The sequence below is a fragment of the Sodalinema gerasimenkoae IPPAS B-353 genome (genome assembly GCF_009846485.1).
In the GTDB taxonomy this organism is placed as follows: domain Bacteria; phylum Cyanobacteriota; class Cyanobacteriia; order Cyanobacteriales; family Geitlerinemataceae; genus Sodalinema; species Sodalinema gerasimenkoae.
In genome coordinates this window covers 3,797,238-3,821,211 of record NZ_ML776472.1, presented here as the reverse complement: position 1 = coordinate 3,821,211, position 23,974 = coordinate 3,797,238, and the positions used below count along the sequence as shown (strand labels likewise).

At 51.5% G+C, this 23,974-nt stretch carries 13 protein-coding genes, 4 tRNA genes and 3 rRNA genes; 5 read left to right on the top strand and 15 right to left on the bottom strand.

What is annotated here, in order from left to right:
• Positions 1–150 precede the first annotated feature (150 nt).
• Entirely contained in the window at positions 151–1,599 is a 1,449-nt protein-coding gene (locus L855_RS16555) for a tetratricopeptide repeat protein (RefSeq protein ID WP_159789870.1), read from the top strand.
• 63 nt (positions 1,600–1,662) lie between these two features.
• On the opposite strand, the gene L855_RS16550 is transcribed toward L855_RS16555, so the two are convergent.
• The 8 genes from L855_RS16550 to L855_RS16515 form a co-directional block, all read right to left on the bottom strand.
• Positions 1,663–2,247, bottom strand: coding sequence for a peroxiredoxin family protein (locus L855_RS16550; protein ID WP_159789868.1), 585 nt, complete (start codon positions 2,245–2,247; stop codon positions 1,663–1,665).
• A gap of 158 nt (positions 2,248–2,405) precedes the next feature.
• A complete protein-coding gene (locus L855_RS16545) occupies positions 2,406–3,005 on the bottom strand; it encodes a peroxiredoxin (protein WP_159789866.1) in 600 nt (199 codons plus the stop codon).
• Positions 3,006–3,257: 252 nt separating this feature from the next.
• Positions 3,258–3,331 (bottom strand) — tRNA-Met (locus L855_RS16540).
• Between the two features lie 1,023 nt (positions 3,332–4,354).
• Positions 4,355–6,019, bottom strand: coding sequence for an ABC1 kinase family protein (locus L855_RS16535; protein WP_159789864.1), 1,665 nt, complete (start codon positions 6,017–6,019; stop codon positions 4,355–4,357).
• A gap of 112 nt (positions 6,020–6,131) precedes the next feature.
• Positions 6,132–6,434, bottom strand: coding sequence for a sll1863 family stress response protein (locus tag L855_RS16530; RefSeq protein WP_159789862.1), 303 nt, complete (start codon positions 6,432–6,434; stop codon positions 6,132–6,134).
• A gap of 256 nt (positions 6,435–6,690) precedes the next feature.
• Positions 6,691–6,849, bottom strand: a complete 159-nt coding sequence (locus tag L855_RS16525) for a YqaE/Pmp3 family membrane protein (RefSeq protein WP_159789860.1) — start codon at positions 6,847–6,849, stop codon at positions 6,691–6,693.
• A 473-nt stretch (positions 6,850–7,322) separates the two neighbouring features.
• Positions 7,323–7,919, bottom strand: a complete 597-nt coding sequence (locus L855_RS16520; protein WP_159789857.1) for a SanA/YdcF family protein — start codon at positions 7,917–7,919, stop codon at positions 7,323–7,325.
• Positions 7,920–7,922: 3 nt separating this feature from the next.
• On the bottom strand, positions 7,923–8,516 hold the full coding sequence (locus tag L855_RS16515) for a CP12 domain-containing protein (RefSeq protein ID WP_246198921.1): 594 nt from the start codon (positions 8,514–8,516) through the stop codon (positions 7,923–7,925).
• Between the two features lie 391 nt (positions 8,517–8,907).
• Between L855_RS16515 and L855_RS16510 the strand changes: the two genes are divergently transcribed.
• The 3 genes from L855_RS16510 to L855_RS16500 all read left to right on the top strand — a co-directional run bounded on the left by L855_RS16510 (position 8,908) and on the right by L855_RS16500 (position 13,660).
• Complete coding sequence (locus L855_RS16510; protein ID WP_159789853.1) at positions 8,908–9,900, top strand: pentapeptide repeat-containing protein; 993 nt, start codon at positions 8,908–8,910, stop codon at positions 9,898–9,900.
• Positions 9,901–9,917: 17 nt separating this feature from the next.
• Positions 9,918–12,590, top strand: a complete 2,673-nt coding sequence (locus tag L855_RS16505; RefSeq protein WP_159789851.1) for a chloride channel protein — start codon at positions 9,918–9,920, stop codon at positions 12,588–12,590.
• Between the two features lie 77 nt (positions 12,591–12,667).
• Positions 12,668–13,660: an NAD-dependent epimerase/dehydratase family protein gene (locus L855_RS16500; RefSeq protein ID WP_159789848.1), complete on the top strand. Its 993-nt coding sequence runs from the start codon at positions 12,668–12,670 to the stop codon at positions 13,658–13,660.
• A gap of 32 nt (positions 13,661–13,692) precedes the next feature.
• Here the strand turns inward: L855_RS16500 and L855_RS16495 are convergent, their stop codons facing one another.
• The 7 genes from L855_RS16495 to L855_RS16465 form a co-directional block, all read right to left on the bottom strand.
• Positions 13,693–14,628 (bottom strand): pentapeptide repeat-containing protein, encoded by a 936-nt coding sequence (locus tag L855_RS16495; RefSeq protein WP_159789846.1) that lies wholly within the window; start codon positions 14,626–14,628, stop codon positions 13,693–13,695.
• A 162-nt stretch (positions 14,629–14,790) separates the two neighbouring features.
• Positions 14,791–14,908, bottom strand: a 5S ribosomal RNA gene (rrf, locus tag L855_RS16490).
• A gap of 59 nt (positions 14,909–14,967) precedes the next feature.
• Positions 14,968–17,852 (bottom strand): 23S ribosomal RNA (locus L855_RS16485).
• Between the two features lie 174 nt (positions 17,853–18,026).
• Positions 18,027–18,099, bottom strand: a tRNA-Ala gene (locus L855_RS16480).
• Between the two features lie 4 nt (positions 18,100–18,103).
• Positions 18,104–18,161 (bottom strand) — tRNA-Ala (locus L855_RS16475).
• Positions 18,162–18,288: 127 nt separating this feature from the next.
• Positions 18,289–18,362 (bottom strand) — tRNA-Ile (locus tag L855_RS16470).
• Between the two features lie 167 nt (positions 18,363–18,529).
• Positions 18,530–20,021 (bottom strand): 16S ribosomal RNA (locus tag L855_RS16465).
• Together the 16S, 23S and 5S rRNA genes with 3 tRNA genes alongside form the textbook arrangement of a ribosomal RNA operon.
• Positions 20,022–20,718: 697 nt before the next feature.
• Between L855_RS16465 and carB the strand changes: the two genes are divergently transcribed.
• Positions 20,719–23,949 carry a carbamoyl-phosphate synthase large subunit gene (gene carB / locus L855_RS16460; protein ID WP_159789844.1) on the top strand — a complete coding sequence of 1,077 codons (3,231 nt, stop codon included), beginning with the start codon at positions 20,719–20,721 and terminating at the stop codon, positions 23,947–23,949.
• Positions 23,950–23,974: the final 25 nt, after the last annotated feature.

Below are 23,974 nucleotides of genomic sequence, written 5' to 3'. Positions count from 1 at the left end.
TATGACAATTTCGATAAAATGTCTTGGTGCTCTCTGGTCAAATTCAGTAAAAACACGTATAAAAGAGGGCATCCTTTTCAGTTTTAGGGAGCATCCCATCTCATGTTCGAAGACAGTTGGGTATCAGGGGCTAGTGATGCAAATGATGTTGTGACAGCAACACTATCATCACTATCGCCATCGGAAGTGAGCGAGTCAACCCTACTATCATGGGTGAACCAGGGGCAAAGTTCGGGAGGTTCTGCGAGTCCCGGTTGGCATATACCGGGCCAAGGCAGGGTCATCTACGGAACAGAGTCGAATGATCGGCTTACGGGGACTCGAGGTAATGACACAATTTTTGGCTTAGGGGGTAATGATGTACTCCGGGGTGGAGCCGGCAATGATGTTTTATCTGGTGGAGAGGGACGAGATACTCTCACCGGTGGTGGAGGCTCCAATCACTTTGTTCTAGCACCCTCACCCCGCGATCGCGATGTCATCACTGACTTTAATCCCGACCAGGATAAAATTCGTTTAGAGCGGGGGGTCTCACTCTTCAGTTTGACAGTGACGCCTCAGTCTGATCGAACTATCATTCACCAAAATGGTCGCCCCTTATCCATCCTCTTAAACACCGATACCGACCTATCTCGGGATGACTTTCTCACCGTCAACGATGTACGTCGCTACGAACGACAAATTGCCACCAGTCGGCGACGGATTGAAAGCTCCTTTTGGGTTAACCCTCATGACTATCATCAATGGGGTCAAGCCCTAGCTGGCCTGGGATACCATCGGGAGGCGATCGCGAAGTACAATAGTGCTATTCGCCTAGGGGGACAGGATACTTCTAAATATCACCTAAGTCTCGGGGATTCTCACTTGGCCTTAGGTAATACCTGGAATGCTATCCAGAATTATAACAAAGCCGTCTCTGAGGCGGGCCGCTGGGGAGGTGGGTCCACTGTGATCGATGCCAACATGGGCTTGGGACTTGCTTATGCTGAGCGAGGGAACCACTCTAGGGCCATTGACCACTACAACCAGGTCATTCGGTCTCGACGGAACAACAATGAAGCCTACTATCAACGGGGCTTATCTCATCTAGCCCAAGGACGCTACGACTGGGCCATTAACGATCTCACCCAGGCGAGCATCTTGAAGCCCAATGAGGTGTCTTACCACATGAAACTCGGTGAGATTCATGACCGGCTAGGACAACCTCAGTTCTCAGAATGGAGTTATAGCCGAGCCATCAGTCTCGATAACTTCTCAGCCGATGCCTACTACAAACGGGGTCTAGCTCGCCGACAACTGGGTCGCTTTGATGCACGATCTGATTTCCAAGAAGCGGCTCGGTTGTACCGCTCACAAGAAAACTGGCCGGCAGGATCTGAAGCACTCCAACAGAGCTTCCGTCCCACTCGACCCATGCGTCCGACACGATCTTATAACCCGTTCTACAATCCTTACCGCAACCCAGCTGCCGGACAACGTTTCTTCTTGCCCTACAATCCTCCCTTCTACCCCGCTTCCCCTCGTGCCTCTTGGACAACCCCATGGTCAACCTACTACAACTTTAATACGCCAATGCCCCGCTATACCCCCTGGCGTTAGGGTATAGGCAACTTCTCATCATCGGCTCCCCAGTCCTTCTTAGAACCTGGGGAGCCGATATATTTAGGGGACTGCGACAGCGGCGGCGGGTTCGGGTGACGGAACCCAGGGTTGTACCTGGTCTAATAATGTCTCAACGGACGCATTGGAATCCAAAAAGGAAAAGAGATGTTTATAACGCAGTTTTCCCGCCTCATCTAGGACAAACTGGGCCGGAAGGGGGGCCCCTAAGGCTTGTCCAACCCCATAGCGACGAAAGACATCACAATCGGGATTGCTGAGCAGGGGCAGTTTTAAGCCTAAATCTCGCACCACAATCTGACTTTGGCGTTCATCGGTACTGGTGAGCATCAAAACTTCCACCCCTAATTCCGTGAAGCGGTGATAGTTCTTATTGAGGGCCACAATATGGGGCAGACACAGAGGACAATACTGCTTTTCGGTGAAAATCCGAGTGAAGGCGAGAATCACCGGTTGTTGGCCTCGATAGTCCCGTAGGTGAACTCGGCGTCCATTGGTGATATCCGGTAGCTCAAAATCGGGGGTGGCCACGTCGCAGTAAAACTGGTTGGTGGCAGGAATGGGGAGAAAGTTGTGCAAAAAACGGCGGTTCAGTAAGCCACGAAAGTTTTTGGAGTAAAGCTGCATGATGGCACAATGGGTCTCAAAATGAACAGGAAACCGGGAGAACGCTGGTTTAGCAGGGTTATTTAGGGAACCGGATTGGTCCATTGCCCATACTCTAGCAAAAAGCCCCCAAGACTGAGTCGTCGGGGGCTGACAAGGACACTGAAACCGAGGTTGGCTTAGATAGCTGCGAAGTATTCCTTGGAGGCCACGGGATCGGGTTTCATGGTTTTCTCCCCAGGAGTCCAACCCGCAGGACAGACTTCGTCAGGGTGTTCCTGGACGTATTGGATGGCTTGTAAGGTACGCAGGGTTTCGTCAACGTTGCGACCAAACGCCAGGTTGTTGATGGTCGAATGCTGGATAACGCCGTCTTTGTCAATCAGGAACAAGCCACGCAGGGCCACGCCAGCGTCGGGATCTAAGACGTTATAGGCGGAACTGATTTCTTTTTTGTAGTCAGAGACGAGGGGATAGTTTAAGTCGCCGACACCGCCGGATTTGCGATCGGTCTGAATCCAGGCGAGGTGAGAGAACTCGCTATCGCAGGAGACGCCGAGAATTTCTGTGTTGAGTTTGCTGAACTCTTCGTGGCGATCGCTAAAGGCAGTAATTTCCGTCGGACAGACGAAGGTGAAGTCTAAAGGATAGAAGAACAGCACCACATACTTACCACGATAGTCCGACAGTTTAACGGTCTTGAATTCGCGGTCAACAACGGCCGTTGCCGTAAAATCGGGAGCGGGTTGACCCACTCGTAGACATCCTTCTTGTGTCATGGATCTGTAAATCTCCTTATTGCTGTCGTTTTCTCTCAGTTTCCCTGGCCGTCCATGGGCTGTCTGAATATAAACAACCTCGACAGACGAGGGAGGAATTTACCAACTGTTACAACTCTATCATAGTCATAACGAGTTTGAGATGTTAAACAGTGGGATTCTGGCTATCCTCAAAGCTTGCCCCCGTCTGCGATCGCAAACAGGGGCAATGCTACATAATCAGGTAAGACACACTGTATCGTGACCTTAAAATGGCTCGGGTCGGATTTGAACCGACGACCTTGGGCTTATGAGTCCCCTGCTCTAACCAACTGAGCTACCAAGCCGCGCTGTTTTTTTCAGCTTTTCCAATTTAGCAGATTGCCCAGGACGAGTCAAGATAAAAGCAAAATGTAACTTTAGGTTAAATTATGGTTGTCATAAGCGGCGGCTATGCTAACTTAATATCAGACACTGTAGAGCAAGACACAACAACTTGACTCGAATCGGCCCCGGGATATCGCTCAGTGTCATTTAGCGAGTCAGTCCCGCCCGTCTAATCTTCCGCCTGTTGCATCACCCGATGAGGTACACCGACAGGGTTCCTAAGGACTCCCGGTCGCGTTACACCTTCCCCAACGTCTGGAAAGACCCGATGTATAGGACTCTGAGAAAGATTGACGGTGTTTCTGTAAACCCTTGGTTTAACCCCTTTCGTTACGTGGCGTTCACCCAAGCTGTCATCTTCAATAGCCTCGTTGACTGTGTTTGACCATAATTGGTCTTGTCGTCTAGGGCAGCGGAAGTGACTCGTCAGTTCTGTTTAACATTTTCTCATTACCCCTGTGGGTCCACCCATGACCCGAACGTGCCGAGCAGCATTGCTTCGTTTCTAGTTTCCACTGCTGTTTCATAGATTGTATTTCGATTGTCACACTTCGATTGTCGTACTCGGCATTACGGCTGGGCCCTCAAGCCTGATACGGGTGATGGGATGCTGGTTGTCTCTGGCACTAAATTGCTTACACCTGTGCCGCCTGTGCGGTGGGCATTCCGTGCAGCTAAACCCTCGGCTTAGCCCTTTGTCTGATTGTTGTCTAGGATTTATTCGATGTCCGCAGGCAGGGCTGGGAATGATGTCACTCTTGCCTCTGATACACTCAGAGAACGCTTTTTGAAAACTGTAGATGTATTCTGTTGAGCCTAGCGCCTAATGCTAGGCTCACGTTTGTTTTGGGGAACTCTTTGCCAAACTGTCCGGAACTCCCCAGGAGAGTCTAGGAGAAAGGAATGGTAGATGCACCCTGATGGCAAACCCTGGAACGTTTTTAACGCTCCAGGGTTTTTTTTGTCTTTATGTCTGGCCGATTCTATTTTTTGCTCCCCGATCGCCAAATACTAAACACCAGCCATAACCCCAACAGACAAGCCGTCCAGAAGAGGACATTCCCCAACCAAGGAATGCGGTGAGTCTGATCACGGGACACCACAAGGGCCCCGGCCAGAATCAAGGCCCCAACCACAATACTAGAGGACAAGCGGTTAGCCGACTCATCCAGGCTTTGACGCAAATCCGTCAGTTCGCTCACCTGGAGATTCCATTTTAAGGTTTCAGTGGCGACCCGTTCCAAGAGGAAATCCACTTGACGAGGGGACTTCAGAGAGAGATTCTTAAACTCCAGGGTGGCGCCAAGCAACTGTTGTAAGGGATTATCGCCAATCAGTTGACGGCGCATCAAATCTGTCGTCAACGGTTGAATCTCATCGAGAAGGTTGACCGTTGGATTAAAGGTGCGGGCCACCCCCTCTAAATTGGCCAAGGCTTTGGCGTAGAGTCCCATATTACTCGGCCAACGGAGGTGATTACGTCGCGCCGCTTGCAGGAGTTGGAAAAAGGCCTCACTGAAATTGACCTGGGCCACACTGAGGTTATAGTACCGCCGTAGGAGGCGATCGTAATCATTCTCCAACTGAATGAAATCGACGGGCCGAACCGGATGCGCTAACTGTAGGCTCAACTGAGCGCAACGTTGAGCATCCAGGGAAATCATCGCTAAAATGGTTTCCACCAAGAGTCCCTGAGTGCGGGGGTCCAGAGTTCCCGTCATCCCCACATCTAAAAAGGCCACCCGTCCATCCCGCAAATAGAAAATATTGCCGGGATGAGGGTCCGCATGGAAAAATCCTTCCACAAACAACTGTTGCAGGAAAGAGCGGAATAGTAGTGTGGTAATGGCATTCCGTTCGGCTTGCACATCTCCATTATGTCCCTCTCCGGTCAACTCTGCTGATAACAGAGGCACACCATCGAGCCATTCCATGGTTAGCAGTTTCTGGCTGGTGTAGTCCCAGATAATCTCGGGAACTGTAATCTGGTTAACATCAAACCAAGAACTTTTGGATAAACAACGTCTGAGGCGTTCTGTATAATGAGCCTCCTGGGTGAAATCTAATTCGTCTCGCAGCGCGTTGCTAAACTCTTCCGCTAAGCTAGTCGCATCATAGTATTTGCCAAAATCCGTTCCTGAAACCAGTTCAGCAATATTGGTTAGCAGTTCAATGTCCCGTTCAACAGTTTTGTCAATCCCCGGACGCTGAATTTTTAGGGCCACCTCCCGTCCGTTGAGTAAGACGGCTTTATGGGTTTGAGCCAGAGACCCGGCTGCCACTGGCGTGTGATTGATATCTTGGAAAATTGTGTTGAGGGGTTGCTTCAATTCTCCGTTGAGTTGTGCCTCGATTTCATTCCAGGGAACTGGTGGGACATCTGCTTGGAGGGAACTCAGGGCCTCAATATATTCAGGGGGGAGTAGTTCAGGCCGGGTACTCAGGAGTTGTCCGAGTTTCACATAGACGGGCCCAAGATCCACAAAAATTCGTTGCAGAACCGTCGGCGGCGGAAGTTCAGGTTCTTCTGCTTCATTACTGCTCAGCAGTAACCTCATGTAATCCCAGCCATGCTTGAGAACCACTTCTAGGATTTCTCGCTGGCGAGAGTTCGGTTTAGCAATTTTGGTGATGGAGGTTCCGGCCATATAGACAGAGATTGAGAGAATAAGGGGTTCGGTATATAGGACTACAGAAAAACCGGGTTGGAGACTCTCCCATCCCGGTTTCAATTAGTCGGCAGGACTTCCAATTGGATGCCTACTGCTCAAATTTATTAGATGCATTTTCGAACGCACTGGTCAGATCTGACCAGGCAGTTTCAAAACCTTTTTGTACTTCTTCCCATGCCTCAGTCCCAGCTTTCTGTAGCTCTTCTAGCTTTGTACTGGCAGCATCTCGCTTGGCATAGAGTTCTTCCATCCGACCATGGTAGTCGGTTTTGGCATCTGCTTCAGCCTGAGCAGCTTTTGCTTTAAGCTCATCAAGTTGCGCATTAATTTTGTCTAGTTGCGCTTTCACTTTAGCTTGATATTCTTCTCGTTGAGGGTTTTGTTCAGTCATAGTATAGATGATTCCTGTAAGTTGTGTCTTGAGATTGAGTCAGGATGAGGTCAGATGAGTATTAGAACCTGAGTCTCCTGGAATCGTTACCAGTCGGGCTGACTCACCGGTTTCCTGTCTCTGACCCCAGTATAGTCTATTTAATTGGCAAGATCCTCTACCTCAGGAGCGACTCTACCTACTTCATTCGGTACAGCAGCCTCGTGAAGGTGGAGCTATGAGCCGTTCTGGCTACGACCCAACCGCTGCCCTTGGGTTAGCGCCTAGCGATAATCCAAATGGCGTGAACCACACCCGGAATGTAACCGAGTAAGGTTAAGAGAATGTTGAGCCAAAAATGTCCGGTCAAACCAACCTGTAAGAAGACTCCCAGAGGCGGCAAGATGACAGCAGCAATGATGCGAATAATATCCATTGATGGTTTTATCCTCTTTCGTTTTTACACCCGTCAAGGCATGTCCTTATCATATGCAGTTTAACTCTAATTGGTTGGTCTCGTCATCCATCCTAAGGTATATTTTTGTCAAACAAATCGATATGTTTAGAACGAGAGCTTAACGTTGTGTGATGTTTGGGTCTGCGAGCTTTGACCTACTTGAACGATGAATTGATAGTCCTCTGTTTTATATATACCAAAGCATTAGCACGACAGGAGTTTGGGCCGGTAGAGAGGCTCAGATCAGCTTTTGCGGTGAGAATCGGAGGATATTTGTAAGGGTTGGTAGACGATGACGTCATCTAGAGCTGGGGAATTGCAAAAAAAAACCCCGAAACCTCCAGCAGGTTTCGGGGTTTGCCATCAGGGTGCATCTACCATTCCTTTCTCCTGGGGTTACCGGGGGTTATCCGGAGACTTGGCAAATTTTTTGGCTCATTGCTATTGACCACTCAGGCATGACTCCGGGTTTGGGCGATCGCCTTACAGAGGGCAATTACCTCCCGCAGCTGATAAGACAGCATGGAACGATAGCGATAGACTCCCCAATCGGCCACACCGTACCCCATCACATCGAGTCCAAGACGTTGGGCGATATAGATGGCCCGGGGGAGGTGATAGCGTTGGCTGACTAAGATGGCCTGGCGGATACCATAGTGATCCCGGGCCCGGCGACAGGTGTCATAGGTACTCAGTCCAAGGCGATCGCTCAAAATTGCCGCCTCTGGCACGCCCGACTCCCGGGCCAGTTGGATCATAGGGTCTACCTCGTTATAATCCGGATTTTGATGGTCTCCAGACATCAGAAGCCGCTCCACTTTCCCCTGTTGATATAACTCAACCCCAGCCAGGACTCTATCTGCCAACATGGGACTCGGCGTACCATCCTCCCAAACCCCAGCACCAAAAATGATGGCCACCGGACGAGCTGGAAGCAACCCTAGAGTCTTAAAGCGACGAGACCCGGTGGCATAATTCACCAACACGGTGACCAGAAGTAGGGTTAGGAGGACAAGGGCGATCGCCCCCCCAACCCAACGCAGTCCCATCAATTAGGTGTCATAGACCCGCGCCTCAGGGGCATCGGGGTTCTCGTGACAGTATTCCTCGAAGGCCGTCTGATGCAGACGCTCCGCTTTCTGGTGTGCCGCTTCGGCTTGTAGTTCTTCCACCACATCCCAAGCTGAGGCACATTCGGGCGATCGCGGACCTTTCTCAGCACAGGTCGCGCGAGCTTCCTCAATGGCCTCTTGAATCTTATCTTCGAGCAGCAGGCTGCGGGGCCGTTCCACGAAATCGCCCTTGGTCAAAATGTCGGACACCGACACCGTCCCAACCAGAGTATCCTTAATCACCGGGGCAAAGTGAATCCCCGTATTGGCAAACAGGCGAGCAATATACTCAACACATAGATCAGGATTGACCACGATGCAGGGTTTGCTCATAATCTCGTACACCCGCATGGCTTTAGGATCCCGGCCAAAGGCCACCACTTTATAGGTGACATCGGTTTCGGTGACAATGCCATAAGCGTCATCATCCCCACGACGCTCAACGATGAGCGCACGGGTCTTGTTGTCTTTCATCAACTGCACTGCCTCAGCAACGGTGGTGCTGCCACGCACCGTCACGATGTCAGTGTTCATAATATCTGCGGCTTTCATAACGTGTTTCACATTCCCAATCAAAACCGTTCCTAGGGTATCTTGTTCAGGTCTCTCGGATCTAGTGTCTGAGCCAACTTGCTAGACTAGACCCAATTTTCCTATTGTTTAACATCAGGGTTATCCCCCCAGACAGTATAGCGAATAACCTCTGATGATTCATCAACATAAGTAAACTTAATCAATTTCCTGAGTTTTTAATCGTTTCATGTCTAATCGTTAGCAAAGCTTTATAAAGCTTAATACCCTATTTATATTCTTTTTATAACTTTCTCAAATCTGTTATACTAATCCTATGAGGATAGCCCTAAATTATCTCTTTTTAAGCTAAGCCTTCCTTGCTAGATGAATCCCAAGTACGAGGATCCCCAACATGAGTCAGTCAAAACAACTTCTGGACGAGTATAACGCTGGAAAACGAGATTTTCAGAACAGCAATTTAATTAGTGCAGATTTACACCAACTCCAGCTTAAAGAGATTAATTTGGCTAACTCCTATCTCAACTCTGTGAATTTGAGTCGCGCCAATCTGGATTATGCCAATCTTTCGAGCAGTTTTCTGTGTGGTGCAGACCTCAGTTATATTAAGCTCGATGAAGCAGATCTCAGCCATGCGGACCTAACCAAAGCCAAACTTCAGGGGGCCTCCCTCGTGGGCGCATCTCTGGTGGGAGCCAAGCTCAGTGGTGCAAGTTTAAGTGGGGTCAACCTCCGTCGGGCCAACCTTTGCGGCGTTAATCTCTGTGGGGCGAACCTAGCTGGGGTCAACCTCCGAAATGCTGACCTACGAGACGCAAACCTCAGTTGGGCCAATCTTCAAGGGGCCCGCCTCAGTGGTGCGAATTTCAACGGTGCTAATCTCAATGGGGTTAATTTGAGTGAAGCCTGGCTCAATGGGGCGGATTTACAAGCCCTAGATCTCGATGGTGTTGACTTCCATAACGCGAAACTCAGCGGTGCGAACCTCAGCGGTGCCAATCTCTGTGCCGCCAATCTCAGTGATAGTCAATTGCGGGTTGCTATCCTTACCGGCGCAAACCTGCGAGCGGCCAACTTGGAAGCGAGTCTGCTCGTGCGCGCAAACCTGGTGAGTGCGAACTTGATGAAGGCCAACTTGCAAAATAGCGATTTAACGGGAGCTGATTTAACAGAAGCCAATTTGAACCTAGCGAATCTCGATGGTGCTAATCTAACCGATGTAACCTTCCAACAGGCTTACCTCTGGAAGGCTAGCCTCACTCAGGTGAATGTCCTCGGCAGTAACTTTAGCCACGCAAGTTTGCGGAATGCCACGTTAGAAGCCGTAAATTTCTTAGAGGGCATCTGGACAGGAGCAACTATGCCAGATGGTAGTTTGTACCATTGAAGAAAATTCTAAACTGAATGAAACCTTTGGATTGGAGCTGGGCGACAGGTTCATCGCGATTTCATCGTCTCTATTTATATTTTCTCGAACCGCGACGACTCGCTCTCATCGAAGCCTGTTTCATTGGAGTGGTTTCAGGACTGGCGGCAGTTGTTCTACGTCAGGGAATTGGTTGGCTCGGCGGTTGGCGGGTTCAAGATTCGTTGGGCTTGCCGCCATGGTTCAAATTGCCTCTGTTTGGCGCCCTGGGAGGATTTTTAGCGGGCTGGTTAATTCAGGAATTTTCCCCAGATGCCACGGGGAGCGGTGTGTCCCATGTCAAGGCACAGTTAGGGTCCTCACAGCGGTTACAGAAGGCGGTGTCCCTGAACTTACGCTTAGCGGTGGTGAAACTGCTGAGTACGATGTTGGTCTCAGGGTCGGGAATGTCTCTGGGACGACAAGGACCCACGGTACATATGGGGGCAGCCTTGGCGGCTTCGATGAGTCGTTGGATGCCCACATCTCCGGGGTATCGTCGCCAAACCATTGCCGCTGGAGCTGCGGCTGGGTTGGCGGCTGGGTTTAATGCCCCGATTGCTGGGGTTTTGTTTGTGGTCGAGGAGTTGTTACAGGATGTATCGAGTTTAACCCTCGGCACGGCCATTCTGGCCTCGTTTATTGGGGCTGTGGTCTCGGGAATCTTGGGGGGCGGCCCGTGGGATGTCACCTTAGAGCAAAACCTCTCAACGGTGCAGTTTTCACCCATCGATATTCCCTCGTTATTACTGTTGGGGGTTTTAACGGGAATCTGTAGTGGCTGGTTCAACCGGGGGATTGTGGCCAGCTTAACCTGGCAACGTCGTTATCTGGCCATTGGCTTGCCCGGACGGATTGCCTTAGCGGGGTTACTGTCAGGGGCAACGATTTCTCTGTTACCGCTGGAGTTTCGGGATAATGCGGGGTTACGAGACTTTTTAACCACCGGTGAGGCTGGCTTGGGTATGATTGCCGTGGTTCTGGTGGTTAAGTTTGCTTTAACCCTTTTGGCCTATGGCTCTGGAGCTTCGGGGGGCTTGTTTGCGCCTACCCTGATTCTTGGCTCGGCCTTGGGGAGTTTGGTGGGGTTGAGTAGTCAGCTCTTGTTTGATGTTGGTGACCCGCAAACCTTCGCTCTGGCGGGGATGGGGGCTTTTTTTGGGGCCGTGGCGAAGGTCCCGATTACGGCGATCGTGATTGTGTTTGAGATTACCCAGGATTTTAATTTGGTGCTGCCGTTGATGATTGTCTCGGTGCTGGCCTATGTGGTGGCTGAACAGGTATCGGCCGGGTCTTTGTATGATCGCCTTTTGGAATTACGCGGTTGGGAAAAACCGGCGACTGAGAATGAATCCTCGGCATTGTTGGAGATTGCCGTCAATGATGTGATGCAACGTCAGGTGGAAACGGTGGAGAGTCATTTACCGTTGGGGGAGGTATTGGAGGTGTTTCGGCGATCGCCCTATGGGGGGTTTCCGGTGGTGGAACAGGCTCGCCTGGTGGGGATGATTACGGAAACGGATTTAATGAAGCTCTCTCAAACTCCTGTCTCGGAGGATACCCCGATTTCTGAGTTGATGATGCCCCAACCGGTAATGGTCAATTCTGAGGATACCCTGATGCAGGCGTTATATCTCCTAGAACGTCATCAGATTAGTCGGTTGCCGGTGGTGGATGGACGGCGCTTGGTGGGGATTGTAACTCATAGTGACATTGTCCAAGCTGAGACTCGGGAGTTGACGGGTCGCGGTCGCTATCGCAAGCTAGAGCCTTCCTATCCGGTGTATATCACCCGGGCACCGGCAACGGGTCGCGGTCGCCTATTGGTGCCGTTAGCGAACCCGAAGACTGCTCCGTTGTTGTTGCAGTTTGCCGGGGCGATCGCCGCTGCTAATGATTATGAGTTGGAATGTTTACAAGTGATTCCGGTTCCTCGTCATCGCAGCCCCTCTGAAACTCCGGTACGCATTACCCACAGTCGCCGTCTCTTACAAACCGCCCTACGTTTAAGCCGAGAATGGCAAATCCCTGTCCATACCCAGATTCGCGTGGCTCATGATGTGTCGGCGGCAGTGCTGGAGGCGATTCAAGAACGGCATATTGATAGCTTATTAATGGGTTGGAAGGGGGGAACTCATACCCCAGGACGCATTTTCGGTGATGTGGCGGATACGTTATTACGGCAAGCTCCCTGTCAAATGGTCTTGGTAAAATGGGGCAGTCAGGTGGTGGAACAAGACCGCTTCGCCATGCCTCAGTTGCAACGTTGGCTGATTCCCATCGGCGGTGGGGTCAATGCTTTAGCTGGGTTGGAGTTATTATCGGCGTTGGTGACTGGGGGGGATGACTCCTTCGTGCGATTATGTCAAGTTTTCCGCGATCGTGAAAGTACCGAAGAAACCACATTCTTGAAAAAGACAGCTCAGTTATTAGAAACTCGTCTCCCCTGTCCTGTGGCAGCTATACCCATTTACGGCAGTTCTGTGGTCGATGCCGTCTTGGACGAAACCCGAGCGCAAAATTATGATGCCATTTTACTGGGAGCGAGTCGCCAAGGCGTGTTACAACAGGCCTTACATGGCAATATCCCCCGGGCGATCGCTCGGGGGAGTCACTGTACCACCATTGTTGTTCGTCATAGCACGTTAGCTGATGGAGAGATGATGCGATGATACAGCATTAGACCCATTCTATCTGTTTGGTTTTTTTTCAAATCCCGATTTAACGTCATCTTGCATTCACAAGACCTATGAAAACCTTTGTTACAGGCGCGACTGGATTCACCGGCTCGCATCTTGTTCGCCGACTGTTGGCACAAGGCCATACCGTGAAAGCCTTAGTGCGACCTAACTCCAAAAATCGAACCCGTCTATCAGGATTAGACGTTGAAGTGGTCGAGGGTGAAATTACTGATTTAGAACTCATTTGCTCCCATCTCACGGATGTTGACTGGCTGTTCCATACCGCTGCCTTTGTGGAATTAGGGCTGGTGGATGATGCCTTAATGGAACAAACCAATGTTGACGGAACCCGTACTCTTCTAGAAGCTGCCAAAACGGCAACGATCTCGAAGTTAATCTATTGCAGCACCATTGGTATTTATGGAGATACCCAGGGCCAAACCATCGATGAGACCTTCCAACGGACTCAGAAGAATTTTTCCTCTGCCTATGATCGCACCAAATATACCGCCCAACAATTAGTGAATCGGGCCGCCGATCAGGGACTCCCTGTGGTGAGTGTCATGCCCTCGGGAATTTTTGGCGCCGATGACCCCCATTTTGGACCGGTGATTGAGAACTTTCTCAAGGGTAAGTTAACCGTTTGGGCTGGGGGCGATCGCATCACCGGTATTGTCCATGTGGACGACTTGGTCGACGGGATGATCCGAGCCGCCGAAAAAAGTCCCCCTGGAGAACATTACATTCTCTCCGCCGGAGACTTAACCACCCGTGAGATGTTTGCCATTTTAGGGGATGCCGGTGGGGTTGCCCCTCCCCGAGAACTGCCTCAACCTGTCGTTCGTTTCAGTGGCAATGTTCTCGATACCGTCGGACGGCTTACGGGTTGGAACCCTCCCCTAAGTCGAGAGCGGGTTCATTATATCTATGAACGCTGTGTTCGAGTTGACGGCAGCAAAGCTCAACGAGTCTTAGGCTGGCAACCCCGCTCCGTTGAACAAACTCTAAGGGAAATTGTGGCCCACAAACTTAACCAAACCACTGCCACATCTAGTTCCTAAGCCTCTCAAATAAAAGAAACGAACACCCCAACCTAGGGGTGTTTGCGTCCATCCGGTAAGGTTACACCTTTCAAAATGGCTCCATCGAGGTTCGCCTGGTGCAAATTAGCCCGTGATAAATTCGCCCCCGTCAAATTTGCTCGCACTAACGTCGCCTCCGTCAGATTTGCCATACTGAGATTCGCACCCGCCAAGTTCGCCCCTGTTAAATTCGTAATCCGCAAACTGGCTTCCCGTAAATCAGCTTGAGCTAAATTAGCAGAGCGTAGATTAGCTAAATAGAGATTCGCGCCGATGAGATTCGCGCCAATAAAACTAGCTTTCGTTAAATTGGCACTCATTAAGTTGGCAACACAGAGATTTCCTAGACTCAAATTGGCTCGATAGAGATTTGCATGACATAATGTAGCTCCTACAAACTGAGCCAAAGAACAAACCGCAAAACTCAAATTTGCATCTCGCAAATCCGCTTCCCCCAAATCCGCCATTGTCAAATCAACTTCCCGCAAGTCAGCCCGAATTAATTCCACATCCGACAAATCCGCCTGACGTAGATTCGTGGTATACAATCGTGCATCTGTTAAGTCAGCTCGATTAAGTTGGGCTTGCTGGAGAACCGCTAAGGATAAATCGGCTTTCACAAGGCTCGCCTCAGTCAAATCAGCTCGCGTTAAAATCGCTTCTTTCAAAGAGCTGTAGCGTAAGTCCGTTGTATACAGAATCGCCTCAGTTAAATTGGCTCGGTCAAGTTGAGCCAGTTCCAAGTTAGCCAAGCATAAGTCAGCTTGGGTGAGGTTCGTATCGGCTAAGTTACAAGAACTAAAGTTAACCTCTCGTAGATACCGTTGCTCCAGATCTTCCCCCTGTAAACTCGGTTTCACAAGGGGCTGTTCCTCCCGCCAACGGTTCCAGGAATCAGGTCCGCGTTTGAGGATATCACTGGCTGATAGAGATTGAAAAGTTCCCATCGATTGCACGGAAGAGTCCCCCTTATTCTAAAGGGTGAATACCGCAGAAATACGTAATATCTTCCGCCAAGCCCTGTCCAGGCCAAGTATTAGGCAAAACACCCAAGCTAAAAAGCTCCCCCAGACGACTCAAAGGTCATCTGGAGGAGCTTTAGAATATAAACCTGGCACTGAGCTATCTTCCCAGGGGGCAACCCCCCAAGTATTTTCGCCGCAGAAGCGTTTCACAGCCGAGTTCGGGAAGGGATCGGAGTGGTGCCACTTCGCTAGAAGCACCAGGAAAGAACAGAATCCTTGAAGACTGCATAGTCAACCAATCAGGAAAAGAGAGAGTCAAAAGAGGTCAAGCGCTCGGTCTGTTAGTACGCCTTGGCTTCATCCATTACTGAACTTCCACCTAGCGCCTATTAACGGATGTTCTTTCCGTGACCTTACTGGGTTGACCCCAACAGAGAACTCATCTTGAGGTGGGCTTCCCACTTAGATGCTTTCAGCGGTTATCCGCTCCGCACTTGGCTACCCTGCGTTTACCGTTGGCACGATAACAGGTACACCAGCGGTGCGTCCTTCCCGGTCCTCTCGTACTAAGGAAGGCTCCTCTCAATTCTCTTACGCCTACACCGGATATGGACCGAACTGTCTCACGACGTTCTGAACCCAGCTCACGTACCGCTTTAATCGGCGAACAGCCGAACCCTTGGGACGTACTTCCGCCCCAGGTTGCGATGAGCCGACATCGAGGTGCCAAACCTCCCCGTCGATGTGAACTCTTGGGGGAGATCAGCCTGTTATCCCTAGAGTAACTTTTATCCGTTGAGCGACGGCCCTTCCACGCAGTGCCGTCGGATCACTAAGGCCGACTTTCGTCCCTGCTCGACTTGTAGGTCTCGCAGTCAAGCTCCCTTATGCCTTTGCACTCTACGGCTGATTTCCAACCAGCCTGAGGGAACCTTTGCGCGCCTCCGTTACCATTTAGGAGGCGACCGCCCCAGTCAAACTGCCCACCTGAAACGGTTCCTCTCCCGGATGACGGGTCGAGGTTAGACTTCTAGCTGAGTTAGAGTGGTATCTCACCGATGGCTCAGTTTCCCCCACAAGGAAAACTTCAAAGCCTCCCACCTATCCTGCGCAAACTCAGCCCGAAGCCAATTCCAGGCTACAGTAAAGCTTCATAGGGTCTTTCTGTCCAGGTGTAGGTAGTCCGTATCTTCACAGACAATCCTATTTCGCCGAGCCTCTCTCCGAGACAGCGCCCAAATCGTTACGCCTTTCGTGCGGGTCGGAACTTACCCGACAAGGAATTTCGCTACCTTAGGACCGTTATAGTTACGGCCGCCGTTCACCGGGGCTTCAGTCGTCAGCTTCGCTTACGCTAACCGACTTCCTTAACCTTCCGGCACTGGGCAGGCGTCAGCCCCCATACATCGTCTTGCGACTTAGCGGAGACCTGTGTTTTTGGTAAACAGTCGCTTGGGCCTCTTCACTGCGACCACCTCTCGGTGGCACCCCTTCTCCCGAAGTTACGGGGCCATTTTGCCGAGTTCCTTAGAGAGAGTTATCTCGCGCCCCTTGGTTTACTCAACCTACCTACCTGTGTCGGTTTCGGGTACAGGCTTAACTGAGTTATGCAAGTTCGGGCTTTTCTTGGAAGCATGACATCGGTCACTTCCCAGCCGTAGCCGGTCGTGTTCACGTCTTAGCTCAGGGTGTTTTCGCCACCCGTCATCACCTTCGAACGCTTAAACCGGGACTACCATCACCCGGCTGACTTAGCCTTCTCCGTCCTCCGCTTGCACCCAATCAAGGTACGGGAATGTTAACCCGTTATCCATCGACTACGCCTTTCGGCCTCGCCTTAGGTCCTGACTAACCCTCCGCGGACGAGCCTGCCGGAGGAACCCTTAGGTTTTCGGGGTATGTGATTCTCACACATATTTTCGCTACTTAAGCCGACATTCTCACTTCTGCTTCGTCCACACCTGCTTGCCGCTAGTGCTTCACCCTAGAGCAGAACGCTCCTCTACCACTTAGTTAAAAACTAAGTCCACAGCTTCGGTGGGACACTTAGCCCCGTTCATTTTCGGCGCGGGAGCGCTTGACCAGTGAGCTATTACGCACTCTTTTAAGGATGGCTGCTTCTAGGCAAACCTCCTGGTTGTCTGGGCACTCCCACCTCCTTTATCACTTAGTGTCCACTTGGGGACCTTAGCTGGTGGTCTGGGCTGTTTCCCTTTCGACGATGAAGCTTATCCCCCACCGTCTCACTGGCTAGTTTCTCTATGGTATTCAGAGTTTGCCTCGATTTGGTACCGCTCTCGCAGCCCGCACCGAAACAGTGCTTTACCCCCATAGATATTGCTCTAGCCGCTGCGCCTAAACGCATTTCGAGGAGAACCAGCTAGCTCCGGGCTCGATTGGCATTTCACCCCTAACCACACCTCATCCGCCAATTTTTCAACATTGGTCGGTGCGGACTTCCACTTGGTGTTACCCAAGCTTCATCCTGGACATGGTTAGATCGCCCGGGTTCGGGTCAATAAATCGTGACAAACGCCCTATTCGGACTCGCTTTCGCTGGGGCTTCGGCATTCTCGCCTTAACCAGCCACGACCTATTACTCGCCGGCTCATTCTTCAACAGGCACGCGGTCAGACGTTAAATCGTCCTCCCACTGCTTGTAAGCTAACGGTTTCAGGTTCTATTTCACTCCCCTCCCGGGGTTCTTTTCACCTTTCCCTCGCGGTACTGTTTCACTATCGGTCACGTTGGAGTATTTAGCCTTACGAGGTGGTCCTCGCTGATTCACACGGGATTTCACGTGCCCCGTGCTACTCGGGATCCGGCTGAGCTGTTCCGATTTTCGACTACAGGACTTTCACCTCCTCTGGTGCCGCATTCAACGGCTTCGTCTAATCTTTCCAGTCTCGTATTACCGTCCCACAACCCCTAAGGTAAAAACCTTAGGTTTAGGCTGGTCCCGCTTCGCTCGCCGCTACTAGGGGAATCGCTTTTGCTTTCTCTTCCTCGGGCTACTAAGATGTTTCAGTTCGCCCGGTTCGCTCGTGTCGGCCTATAGATTCAGCCGACCGTTTTAAGGGTTGCCCCATTCGGACACTTCCGGATCAATGCTTGCTTCCAGCTCCCCGGAACGTTTCGTCGGTCGCCACGTCCTTCATCGCCTCAACGTGCCTAGGTATCCACCGTTAGCTCTTTATAGCTTGACCTCGTTCTTTTGAGGTCTCGACTTTACCTGACTTTTTTTTAGGTTGACTATGCAGTTTTCAAGGTTCTGGCTGGGATGTCCCAGCAGTCTGAGTCTTTCTCAGGTGCTGAGGTATCCTTGCTTTACTTTGTTGATGTTAGGAATTCTTGGTGGATGAGAATGGATGAGACCAGCATGGAGGTAAGCGGACTCGAACCGCTGACATCCTGCTTGCAAAGCAGGCGCTCTACCAACTGAGCTATACCCCCATTTTAGCGGACTCGAACCGCTGACATCCTGCTTGCAAAGCAGGCGCTCTACCAACTGAGCTATACCCCCATTTTCTTAGTAGGGGCGAACCCTTGTGGTCGCCCAACCAAGTTTTAGGTGGGCCATCCTGGACTTGAACCAGGTCTTAGTAGGGGCGAACCCTTGTGGTCGCCCAACCAAGTTTTAGGTGGGCCATCCTGGACTTGAACCAGGGACCTCACCCTTATCAGGGGTGCGCTCTAACCACCTGAGCTAATAGCCCATTTCAAGGTTGGTCTCTTTTTTCCAAAAACTCAGACGAATCTGAGCAATATAGGATTCCTAACCTCTTATCGTTTGAAAGCTTGACGAGTCTCCGACCGACCTAGGTTGACCTCAATCTCTTGGGCTTAGTTGCATCCTCAAGACATTGGGTTTAGGTCTCCCTAAAAAGGAGGTGATCCAGCCACACCTTCCGGTACGGCTACCTTGTTACGACTTCACCCCAGTCATCAGCCCTGCCTTCGGCATCCCCCTCCGCGAACGGTTAGGGTAACGACTTCGGGCATGGCCAACTTCCATGGTGTGACGGGCGGTGTGTACAAGGCCCGGGAACGGATTCACCGCAGTATGCTGACCTGCGATTACTAGCGATTCCTCCTTCATGCAGGCGAGTTGCAGCCTGCAATCTGAACTGAGGCCGGGTTTAAGAGATTAGCGCACTCTCGCGAGTTGGCTGCTCGTTGTCCCGACCATTGTAGTACGTGTGTAGCCCAGGACATATGGGGCATGATGACTTGACGTCATCCCCACCTTCCTCCGGTTTATCACCGGCAGTCTCCCTAGAGTGCCCAACTTAATGATGGCAACTAAGGACGAGGGTTGCGCTCGTTGCGGGACTTAACCCAACATCTCACGACACGAGCTGACGACAGCCATGCACCACCTGTGTCCGCGCTCCCGTAGGCACTCTCTCCTTTCAGAGAGATTCGCGGCATGTCAAGCCCTGGTAAGGTTCTTCGCGTTGCATCGAATTAAACCACATACTCCACCGCTTGTGCGGGCCCCCGTCAATTCCTTTGAGTTTCACACTTGCGTGCGTACTCCCCAGGCGGGAAACTTAACGCGTTAGCTTCGGCACGGCCCGGGTCGATACAGGCCACACCTAGTTTCCATCGTTTACGGCTAGGACTACTGGGGTATCTAATCCCATTCGCTCCCCTAGCTTTCGTCCCTCAGCGTCAGGTTCGGCCCAGCAGAGCGCTTTCGCCACCGGTGTTCTTCCCAATATCTACGCATTTCACCGCTACACTGGGAATTCCCTCTGCCCCTACCGACCTCTAGCTATTCAGTTTCCACTGCCGACCCGAGGTTGAGCCTCGGTCTTTGACAGCAGACTTGAACAGCCGCCTACGAACGCTTTACGCCCAATAATTCCGGATAACGCTTGCCTCCTCCGTATTACCGCGGCTGCTGGCACGGAGTTAGCCGAGGCTGATTCCTCAAGTACCGTCATTTTGTTCTTCCTTGAGAAAAGGGGTTTACAATCCAAAAACCTTCTTCCCCCACGCGGCGTTGCTCCGTCAGGCTTTCGCCCATTGCGGAAAATTCCCCACTGCTGCCTCCCGTAGGAGTCTGGACCGTGTCTCAGTTCCAGTGTGGCTGCTCATCCTCTCAGACCAGCTACCGATCGTCGCCTTGGTAAGCTTTTACCCCACCAACTAGCTAATCGGACGCGAGCTCCTCTCCAGGCGAAATAACTTTTCACCTTTCGGCATATCGGGTATTAGCAGCCGTTTCCAGCTGTTGTCCCCGTCCTGAAGGTAGATTCTCACGCGTTACTCACCCGTCCGCCACTAAGTTCCGAAGAACTTCGTTCGACTTGCATGTGTTAGGCACGCCGCCAGCGTTCATCCTGAGCCAGGATCAAACTCTCCGTGTTGACTTTGAGTTTGTTTGGCTTTCGGTTCGATTGAACTTAACTCAGGTTACCCCTTGCTAAATTCTCTCTCGTCCGTTATCCTTTAATGAATTTAGACGAAGACTTGAAGTTTTAGGCTTCTTTGTCGAGCTTTCAAACGATTTAATTTTCGAGGTTCGGAATGCGTCGTTTGGGGGGCGTTTGTTTGCCCGTCCTCCCGAGCGCTTAACTAATCTAACAAGACTATCTGGCACTGTCAACCCTTTTTTCGAACTTTTTTTCGGGAATTTTCTTGGCAATTCCCAAAATCCCCTCAGGGTATGCCTTTCAGCCCGAAAACTTTTTTGGTTTTTTCCCTGATTTCACCCCTCCCTCCCCTCCCCTCAGGGTATGCCTTTCAGCCCGAAAACTTTTTTGGTTTTTTCCCTGATTTCACCCCTCCCTCCCCTCATTTGAGCGGCTCCGCTGCCGATGTGGGGATTTTTGATGGTGAGCCGTTGACCCCCCATTAGGAAGCAGGGAGTCTCGCCCAAAATTTGGGGACTTATATATATAGAGTTGGCAAAACCCATGATCGCCAGTGCCGGGGTAGGGGAATTGGGAGTGGCAGGAAGTCATCAAATCTTGGGAAAGGCGATCATGGGACGCTTGAGACCGGAAAAAACCCGTAGAATAGTCAGGATTTAGAATCCCGTCATCATTTAGAGACGAACCAACCATGCCTCGTCGCGAAGATATCCAAAAAATTCTCTTACTCGGTTCTGGCCCGATTGTGATCGGACAAGCCTGTGAATTCGACTACTCCGGAACCCAGGCCTTGAAAGCATTACGGGAGGAGGGATACTTCACTATCCTGGTCAACTCCAACCCCGCCAGCATCATGACCGACCCGGAAATGGCCGATCGCACCTACATCGAACCCCTCTCTCCCGATATCGTCGAGCAGATCATCGCCAAAGAGCGGCCCGATGCGATTCTGCCCACCATGGGGGGACAAACTGCCCTAAACCTAGCGGTGAGCCTGGCGGAAAATGGAGTCCTGGAGAAATATGGCGTTGAACTCATTGGTGCAAAACTCCCCGCCATCCAGAAAGCTGAGGATCGCGACCTGTTCAAACAGGCCATGGACAAAATTGGCCTGCAAAGCTGCCCCTCAGGCATTGCCTCGACGTTGGACGAAGCCCGAGCGGTTGGGGTAGAGATTGGCTCCTATCCTCTGATTATTCGCCCCGCCTTTACCATGGGTGGCTCTGGTGGTGGGATTGCCTATAACCAAGAAGAATTTGAGGAAATGGCTCAGGGGGGTCTCGATGCCTCACCGGTGAGTCAGATTTTGGTGGAGAAATCCCTCATTGGCTGGAAAGAGTACGAGTTAGAGGTGATGCGGGATTTGGCGGATAATGTGGTGATTATCTGCTCCATTGAAAACATTGACCCTATGGGGGTTCACACTGGGGACTCCATTACGGTGGCCCCGGCTCAAACCCTCACCGATAAGGAATATCAACGACTGCGGGATGCCTCGATTAAAATTATTCGCGAGATTGGCGTGGAAACTGGGGGGTCGAATATCCAGTTTGCAGTGAACCCGGTCAATGGGGATGTGGTGGTGATTGAGATGAACCCTCGGGTATCTCGGAGTTCGGCATTAGCCAGTAAAGCCACCGGGTTCCCCATTGCCAAGTTTGCGGCGAAGTTGGCAGTGGGCTACACCCTGGATGAGATTCCCAATGACATCACCAAGAAAACCCCCGCTAGCTTTGAACCCACCATTGACTATGTGGTGACCAAGATTCCCCGCTTTGCCTTTGAGAAGTTCCCCGGAACTCAGGCAATTCTCACCACTCAGATGAAGTCGGTGGGAGAAGCCATGGCTATTGGACGAACCTTTTGCGAGTCGTTCCAGAAAGCATTTCGCTCCCTGGAGACAGGCCATTGGGGCTGGGGCTGTCAGTCCATGGGCAAACTCCCCAGTTTGACACAGGTTCGCTCTGGATTACGTCAACCGAACCCAGACCGGATGTTTACCGTGCATCAGGCCTTAACCCTGGGAATGTCGGTGGAGGACATCTATGAACTGACGGGAATTGATATCTGGTTCCTCGATAAGTTTGCCGAAATTCTGGCGACGGAGAAATGGTTAAAACGATCGCCCCTCTCAGAAATTTCAGCGGCCCAGATGCGCGAAGTGAAGCAACTCGGCTTTAGCGATCGCCAAATCGCCTTCGCCACCAAATCCACAGAAGACGAAGTGCGCAACTACCGCAAACAACTCGGGGTCATTCCCGCGTACAAAATGGTAGACACCTGTGCGGCGGAGTTTGAGTCCCAAACCCCCTACTACTATTCCACCTATGATGAAAATAACGAACATCTAACGAGCGATCGCCGCAAAGTCATGATTCTCGGTGGCGGGCCCAACCGCATCGGCCAGGGGATTGAGTTTGACTATTGCTGCTGTCACGCCTCCTTTGCCCTACGCGACAAAGGTTTCGAGACGATTATGGTCAACTCCAACCCCGAAACCGTCTCCACAGACTACGACACCAGCGATCGCCTCTACTTTGAACCCCTCACCAAAGAAGATGTCCTCAACATTATCGAGGCAGAAAACCCCGAAGGCATCATCATCCAGTTTGGCGGTCAAACGCCGCTGAAACTAGCCGTTCCCCTCTCCAAAGTCAACGCCCCCATCTGGGGAACCTCCCCCGACTCCATTGATGCGTCGGAAGACCGCGAACGCTTCGAGGAAATCCTACGGGAATTAGACATCCTGCAACCCCCCAATGGCTTGGCCCGTAGCTATAAGGAATCCCTGAAAATCGCCCAACGCATCGGCTATCCAGTGGTGGTGCGTCCTTCCTATGTGCTGGGGGGACGAGCCATGGAAGTAGTCTATTCGGACGAAGAACTCGAACGCTATATGACCTTCGCCGTGCAAGTCGAACCCGATCACCCGATTCTGATTGATAAATTCCTAGAGAATGCCATCGAGGTGGATGTGGATGCGATCGCCGACAAAACTGGGGCCGTGGTCATTGGCGGCATCATGGAACATATCGAACAAGCGGGAATCCACTCTGGGGACTCCGCCTGTTCCATCCCCACTCAAACCCTATCGGACGCTGCCCTCAACACCCTGCGCGATTGGACCGAGAAACTGGCCAAACGGCTCAATGTCATCGGACTGATGAACGTGCAATATGCCGTGCAGGGAGAATTGGTCTATATCATTGAAGCCAATCCCCGAGCCTCGCGGACCGTTCCCTTTGTCTCCAAGTCCATTGGCGTTCCCCTGGCCAAATACGCCTCCCGCGTCATGGCCGGCGAAACCCTAGCGGAGTTGAACTTCACCCAGGAAATCATCCCGAGTCACGTTTCTGTGAAAGAGGCGGTCTTACCCTTCCATAAATTCCCCGGAACAGATACCATCCTTGGACCCGAGATGCGCTCAACGGGAGAAGTGATGGGGATTGACGACAGTTTCGGGAAAGCCTTTGCTAAGGCGGAACTGGGGGCTGGGGAACTGCTTCCCCATCAAGGGACGGCCTTTATCTCCGTGATTGATCGGGATAAGGAGAAGGTCATCCCCATCGCCCGTGAACTTCAGGAGTTGGGCTTTGATATCTTGGCCACCATGGGCACAGCAGCCACTCTCAAGGCGGCAGGTCTTGAGAAAGTGGGTTTAACCCTGAAACTCTCCGAAGGTCGCCCCAATGTGCTGGATGCCGTGAAGAATAAGCAGATTCAGTTGATCATCAACACCCCTTCTGGGGAAGATGCTCAAGCGGAAGGTCGCACCATTCGGCGGATGGCGTTGGCCTATAAAATTCCTATTGTCACCACCATCTCGGGGGCGCGGGCCACAGCCGCAGCGATTCGCACGTTGCAAGCAGGGTCCTATCAGGTGAAAGCGTTGCAAGATTACTTTCCTGAGATAAGGAAATAGGCAACAGGCAATAGAGAACGGCCCC